The 5,742-nt window shown below is 65.1% G+C and carries 6 protein-coding genes and 1 pseudogene; 5 read left to right on the top strand and 2 right to left on the bottom strand.

All coding sequences use genetic code 11. The features are described from left to right. The 4 genes from JWR89_RS16305 to JWR89_RS16290 all read left to right on the top strand — a co-directional run. A partial coding sequence (locus JWR89_RS16305) for a gamma-glutamyl-gamma-aminobutyrate hydrolase family protein (protein WP_299717939.1) occupies nucleotides 1–543 on the top strand: 543 nt, incomplete at its 5' end. Between the two features lie 85 nt (nucleotides 544–628). Beyond that, nucleotides 629–955, top strand: a complete 327-nt coding sequence (locus JWR89_RS16300) for an NIPSNAP family protein (protein ID WP_299717937.1) — start codon at nucleotides 629–631, stop codon at nucleotides 953–955. 145 nt (nucleotides 956–1,100) lie between these two features. Continuing rightward, complete coding sequence (kdsA, locus tag JWR89_RS16295) at nucleotides 1,101–1,952, top strand: 3-deoxy-8-phosphooctulonate synthase (RefSeq protein ID WP_299717935.1); 852 nt, start codon at nucleotides 1,101–1,103, stop codon at nucleotides 1,950–1,952. 28 nt (nucleotides 1,953–1,980) lie between these two features. Continuing rightward, entirely contained in the window at nucleotides 1,981–3,165 is a 1,185-nt protein-coding gene (locus JWR89_RS16290) for an MFS transporter (RefSeq protein ID WP_299717933.1), read from the top strand. Between the two features lie 43 nt (nucleotides 3,166–3,208). Here JWR89_RS16290 and garD read toward each other — a convergent pair whose 3' ends face one another. Next, nucleotides 3,209–4,768, bottom strand: coding sequence for a galactarate dehydratase (garD, locus tag JWR89_RS16285; RefSeq protein ID WP_299717931.1), 1,560 nt, complete (start codon nucleotides 4,766–4,768; stop codon nucleotides 3,209–3,211). A 398-nt stretch (nucleotides 4,769–5,166) separates the two neighbouring features. Between garD and JWR89_RS16280 the strand changes: the two genes are divergently transcribed. Continuing rightward, complete coding sequence (locus JWR89_RS16280; protein WP_299717929.1) at nucleotides 5,167–5,403, top strand: hypothetical protein; 237 nt, start codon at nucleotides 5,167–5,169, stop codon at nucleotides 5,401–5,403. 161 nt (nucleotides 5,404–5,564) lie between these two features. On the opposite strand, the pseudogene JWR89_RS16275 reads toward JWR89_RS16280, so the two are convergent. Continuing rightward, nucleotides 5,565–5,742 (bottom strand): annotated as a pseudogene (locus JWR89_RS16275) (NADPH-dependent 7-cyano-7-deazaguanine reductase QueF); the annotation flags it as partial.

Raw genomic sequence — 5,742 nt, 5'->3', positions numbered from 1 at the left:
GCCAGCGTCCGCTTCGCGCGCGAGCGAAAAGTGCCGTTCTTCGGCATCTGTCTTGGCATGCAGATGGCCTGCATCGAGGCGGCGCGGAACACCGCGGGGATCGAGAATGCCAGCTCGACCGAGTTCGGCGAGACCTCCGAGCCGGTGGTCGGCCTGATGACCGAATGGCTCCGCGGCAACGAGCTGGAGAAGCGGCACAACGCCGGCGACCTCGGCGGCACCATGCGGCTCGGCGCCTATCCGGCCGCGTTGCGCGCCGGCAGCAAGGTGTCGGAAGTCTACGGCGGCGCGCTGGAGATCTCCGAGCGGCACCGTCACCGCTACGAGGTCAACACCGCCTACAAGGACCGCCTCGAGAAGCATGGCCTGAAATTCTCCGGCATGTCGCCGGACGGCGTGCTGCCGGAGATCGTCGAATACGAGAACCATCCGTGGTTCATCGGCGTGCAGTACCACCCCGAACTGAAGTCGCGGCCGTTCGAGCCGCACCCTCTGTTCGCGTCCTTCATCAAGGCGGCGGCGGCGCAAAGCCGGCTGGTCTGATCTGCGGGCAGCCGCTTTGACGGATACCCCGATTGTTGCGACAAAGCCTTCGTTGAAGTCGCAAGCAACAATCCAGGGAGATCCTATGATCTATGAAGTGCGTGTTTACCGCTGTCTGCCCGGCCGCCTGCCGGCGCTGCTGAACCGTTTCCAGAACACCACGCTGAAGCTGTGGGAAAAGCACGCCATCCACCAGGTCGGCTTCTTCACCACGCTGATCGGCGAATCCAACCAGGAACTAACCTACATCCTGGCGTGGGAATCGATGGCCGACCGGGAGACCAAGTGGAACGCGTTTCAGAGCGACCCCGACTGGATTGAGGCACGCGCCAAGTCCGAGGAAAGCGGCCAGATCCTCGCCAACATCGCCAGCCAGCTGCTGGTACCGACGGCGTTCTCGGCGCTGAAGTAACGGGCCATTGTAGGACGGGTAGGGCGTCTTCGCGAAACCCATCGCCTGACCAGCAACAACCCTGATGGGTTTCATCTCCAGCGCGCGACGCGCGCCGGAGCTCTACCCATCCTACGATCTGCGAACAAGCCATAAAGGATCTCACTTGACCGCCACCACCTCAGCCGCCGCGATCGTCTCTGCCGGCGCCGTGCAATTCGGCAATGCGCTGCCGCTTTCGATCATCGCCGGGCCGTGCCAGCTGGAAAGCCGGGCGCACGCGCTCGAGGTGGCCAGCGCGCTCAAGGAGATTGCCACCCGGCTGAACATCGGGCTGGTCTACAAGACCTCGTTCGACAAGGCCAACCGCACCAGCGCGTCCGCCGCGCGCGGCATCGGCATCGACCAGGCGCTGCCGATCTTCGCCGAGATCCGCGAGACGTTTGCCTTGCCGGTGCTGACGGATGTCCACGAGATCGACCAGTGCGCGCGCGCCGCGGAAGCGGTGGACGTGTTGCAGATCCCGGCCTTCCTGTGCCGCCAGACCGACCTGCTGCTGGCCGCTGCCGCGACCGGCAAGGTGGTCAACGTCAAGAAGGGCCAGTTCCTGGCGCCGTGGGACATGGCCAACGTCGTCAGCAAACTGACCTCGTCGGGTAACGACCGCGTGCTCGTCACCGAGCGTGGCGCCTCGTTCGGCTACAACACGCTGGTATCCGACATGCGTGCGCTGCCGATCCTGGCGCGCACCACCGGCGCGCCGGTGATTTTCGACGCCACCCATTCGGTGCAGCAGCCCGGCGGCAAGGGCACGTCGTCCGGCGGCGAGCGCGAATTCGTGCCGGTGCTGGCGCGCGCGGCCGTCGCCGTCGGCGTCGCCGGCGTGTTCATCGAGACCCATCCCGATCCCGATCACGCTCCCTCCGACGGCCCCAACATGGTGCCGCTGCGTGACTTCGAGGCCCTGATCCGCAACCTGATGGCCTTTGACAAGCTCGCCAAATCCGGATCGGTTTGATGCTCGCTGCGGCCACACGGGCGCGTTGATGCCGCCCGTTCTCAATATCATCGCGCTGGCGTCGTTCGCGGCGGCGTTGTCGATGCGCGCGCTCGACCCGGTGTTGCCCCATGTCGCCGACGAACTCGGCGTCACCATTGCGACGGCGGCCGGCCTGTCGTCGGCGCTGGCCTTCACCTTCGCCATCGTGCAGCCGGTGCTGGGCGCCGCCGCCGACCTGTTCGGCAAGGCGCGGCTGATGGTGTTCTGTCTGGTGCTGCTCGGCATAGCCAACATTCTCGGCGCGATGACGACGTCCTACGAGCTGCTGCTCGCCAGCCGCGTGCTCGGCGGCATCGGCGCCGGCGGCGTGTTTCCGGTGACCCTCAGCCTCACCAGCGATCTGGTCGGCCCCGGCCAGCGTCAGGTCGCCATCAGCCGCGTGCTGGCTGGCGCCATGACCGGCAACCTGCTCGGCGCCACCGCTTCCGGCGTGATCGGCGACTTCTTCGGCTGGCGCGGCGTGCTGGCGGTACTCGGCCTGCTGGCCATCGTCGCCTCGGTGGCAGTGTCGATCGGCTTCAAGAACGCGCAACTCGCAAAGCCGCCGGGCAAGGTCGATCTCCGCGTGCTGCGGACCGGCTACCGCGCGATCTTCAGAAATCCGAACACCGCGATCTGCTACAGCGCCGTGTTCGTCGAGGGCTGCTGCATCCTCGGGCTGTTTCCGTTCGTCGCCTCGTTCCTGTTCGAACGCGGCGTCACCAGCCTGTCGATCGCCGGGCTGGTGCTGGCGTGCTTTGCGTTCGGCGGCTTGTTCTACACCGGCACGGTGTCGCGGATGCTGCCGCGCATCGGCATCAACGGCATGATGATATCCGGCGGCATCGTGATCGCCATTCAGCTCGCTATCGTCGCGTTCGGCCCGCCATGGCCAGTCCAGGCGCTGTGCCTGCTGTTGATGGGCTGGGGCTTCTACATGCTGCATGGCTCGCTGCAGATCTTCTCCAGCGAGCTGTCGCAAGAGGCCCGCGCCAGCGCGATGTCGCTGCACGCGTTCTGCTTCTTCATGGGCCAGACGGTCGGCCCGATCGCCTATGGATTTGGCCTGCTGCACCTCGGCAAGTTGCCGACGCTGCTGACATCAGCCGCGATCATCTTCGCGCTCGGATTCTATTGTGCGCGTTTCCTGAAGCCGACCCGGCTGATGGATGTCGAACCGGCGGTGGTGTAGCGTTCCGTTCCCCGGACGCAGGGCGTCCGGGAAAGGAGCGCGCCTACGTCACCGGCCCCGGATTGAACAGCGCCAGCGAATTGTGGATGCCCCATTTGTCGGACCAAGTCTGCTTGCGGCCGCTGGCGACGTCGAGGATGAGGTGAAACAGCTCCCAGCCGACGTCTTCAATCGATGCCTTGCCGGTGGCGATGGTGCCGGCGTCGAGGTCGATCAGGTCGTGCCAGCGCGCTGTGAGATCGCTGCGGGTCGACACCTTGATCACCGGCGCGGCGGCCAGGCCATAGGGCGTGCCGCGGCCGGTGGTGAAGACATGCAGCGTCATGCCCGAGGCGAGCTGCAGTGTGCCGCAGATGAAGTCGCTGGCCGGCGTCGCTGCGAAAATCAAGCCCTTGTCGCGGACGCGCTCGCCGGGCGACAGCACGCCGGAGATCGCCGAGGTGCCGGACTTGATCACCGAGCCCATCGCCTTCTCGACGATGTTGGACAGCCCGCCCTTCTTGTTGCCCGGCGTGGTGTTGGCGCTGCGATCGGCCTCGCCGTTCTGCAGATAGCGATCGTACCAATCCATCTCGCGGATCAGCGCGTCGGCGACGTCCTGGTTGACCGCGCGCGGCGTCAGCAGATGGATCGCGTCGCGCACTTCTGTCACTTCGGAGAACATCACGGTGGCGCCGGCGCGCACCAGCAGGTCAGCGGCGAAGCCGACCGCGGGATTAGCGGTGACGCCGGAGAACGCATCGCTGCCGCCGCATTGCGTGCCGATCACCAGATCGGCCGCCGGGCAGGTCTCGCGGCGGCGCTGATCGAGCACCTTGAGCCGTTTGTCGGCCATCGCCACGATGCTATCGACGATCTCGCCGAACCCGGTCAGCGTCTCGTCCTGCATGCGCACGATATCGCTGTCGCCCATGCTCGCCGAGGCCATGCCTTCGGGCAGCAGCAATTCCGGCTGCAGCTTCTCGCAGCCGAGGCCGACGATCATCACCTCGCCGCCGAAGTTCGGATTGCGCGCCAGATTCTGCAGCGTGCGGATCGGCACCGCCGCGCCCGGCGCATTGATGGCGACGCCACAGCCATAGGCATGGGTGATCGCCATCACGTCATCGACGTTCGGATAGTTCGGCAGCAGCTCTTCGCGGATCCGCTTGATGGCATATTCCACGGTGCCCGCGACGCATTGCACGGAGGTCGAGATGGCCAGGATATTTCGCGTGCCCACCGAGCCATCGGCGTTGCGATAACCCTCGAACGTATAGCCTTCCAGCGGCGCCTGCGGATGCAGTGCGCCGCGCGCCGCCGGCAGGTTGGTGAGGGCAGGGGCATCCGGCATCAACACCAGCGCCTCCTTGACCCAGCCGCCTTTGGGGATCGCCGACACCGCGTGGCCGATGGTCTCGCCATAGCGCATGATCGGCGCGCCGGCGGCGATGTCGTGCAGCGCCACCTTGTGACCCTGCGGGATTTGTTCGACGAGGGTCAGCCCGGAGGCGAAGCGGGCGCCGGGCCGCAGCCCGCCGCTGTTGGCCACGATCGCCACATTGTCGTCGTCGCGCATCGTGATGTAGAGCGGCGCGCTGGGTTCGGGAGGCTGCGGTAGCATGATCTCTCCAAATTCTGCTGTTTGGATGGGGGTCTTCGATGGCTGTCAACGCTTCTACCCGACCTCACTGCGATTGTGCAGATTCAATAGGAACGCTGCTGACTTGACGGCGCGACCAAACTTTGCAATCTTAAATTGTACAAAAGAGCGTCCTAGATGCTAGCCAAGTGAACAAGACGGCTCGCAATGAAAAGCGAAAGCTGTCGGCGAACTGGTAAAAAACGTTGGCAACGGCGGTGCTCACGGCAGGTGCCTTTGCGCCGTTGCTGCCATCTTCCATGAACTTACTAATTCGCCGGCCCACGGCATTTTTGGCTCGGCACTACCGGTATCCGTGCGGTAGGCGGTTTCGCACTACATTTCTTTGGTCGTTTCCTGCTGGAGAGGCTCGAAGAACGATGACCGACCTTCAAACAATGGCCCTCTGTTTCCCGGTTGCTCTGGTCGTACTCGTTGGCGCGACGGTTTTCATCGAGGAATTGTTCAACCAGCGCGAAATGAAGCGCGAGAAGGCCGCCGCTCTGCAGCCGGTGCCTGCCGGTTATTCCGGCAGCATGACCATCGAGTTGCAGCGGGGCGATATCAAGAAGCCGTTGAATAACATCGAGGACACGGCGAAGCGGCGGGTGGGCTGAGCGCCGTCCGTTCCCCGGACGCGGTGCAGCGCGCGGCGCTTGCCGCGTGGTGCTCCGCAGAGCCGGGGTCCCGGTCATTTACCAGGAAAAAATCGGGATCCCGGATCTGCGCGGCAGCGTAAGAACGCTGCAGCGCGTCCGGGAAACGGGCTTGAGCGTGCCTAGCCCCGTCCGCGATACGGCGCGACGCCTTGTTCGGGGATCCATAGGCCCTTGGGGACCTTGCCGGTCTGCCAGAACACGTCGATCGGGATGCCGCCGCGCGGGTACCAGTAGCCGCCGATGCGCAGCCATTTCGGCTTGATCTCGGCCGCGATGCGCTTGCCGATGGAGACGGTG

It is taken from the genome of Tardiphaga sp. (genome assembly GCF_028290785.1).
GTDB lineage: Bacteria > Pseudomonadota > Alphaproteobacteria > Rhizobiales > Xanthobacteraceae > Tardiphaga.
This window is presented reverse-complemented; position numbering and strand designations above follow the sequence as displayed.

Excerpts from the sequence above, each read along its gene's own strand:
- JWR89_RS16300 (WP_299717937.1), top strand. The coding sequence starts at position 629 with ATGATCTATGAAGTGCGTGTTTACCGCTGTCTGCCCGGCCGCCTGCCG.
- JWR89_RS16290 (WP_299717933.1), top strand. The coding sequence starts at position 1,981 with ATGCCGCCCGTTCTCAATATCATCGCGCTGGCGTCGTTCGCGGCGGCG.
- garD (WP_299717931.1), bottom strand. The coding sequence starts at position 4,768 with ATGCTACCGCAGCCTCCCGAACCCAGCGCGCCGCTCTACATCACGATG.
- JWR89_RS16280 (WP_299717929.1), top strand. The coding sequence starts at position 5,167 with ATGACCGACCTTCAAACAATGGCCCTCTGTTTCCCGGTTGCTCTGGTC.